Origin of the sequence: Pseudomonas sp. 51_B (assembly GCF_017491595.1) — a bacterium.
Taxonomy (GTDB): Bacteria; Pseudomonadota; Gammaproteobacteria; order Pseudomonadales; family Pseudomonadaceae; genus Aquipseudomonas; species Aquipseudomonas promysalinigenes.
The window spans coordinates 1-237 of sequence record NZ_JAFGYW010000624.1 but is presented as its reverse complement, the minus strand read 5'-3'; the positions used below and the strand labels follow the sequence as shown (position 1 = coordinate 237).

The 237-nt window shown below is 59.1% G+C and carries 1 protein-coding gene; it reads right to left on the bottom strand.

The annotated features are described in order from the left end of the window. On the bottom strand, positions 1 to 237 hold a 237-nt coding region (locus J5M56_RS26470), incomplete at both ends, for an amino acid permease (protein ID WP_207938245.1).

The window sequence follows — 237 nt, the reverse complement described above, 5'->3', positions numbered from 1 at the left end:
AGATGTCGGCGGTGAACACCTCGAGCTTGAAGGCGAACAGGCAAATCAGCGCAAACAGCACCAGCGGCACGACCTTGGCCACAGTGGTGACCAGGTTGATGAAGGCTGCTTCCTTGATGCCGCGCAGCACCAGAAAATGCACGGCCCACAGCAGCACGGAGGCGCAAGCGATGGCAACCGGCGTATTGCCCTGGCCAAATACTGGAAAGTAGAAGCCCAGGGTGCTGAACAGCAGCA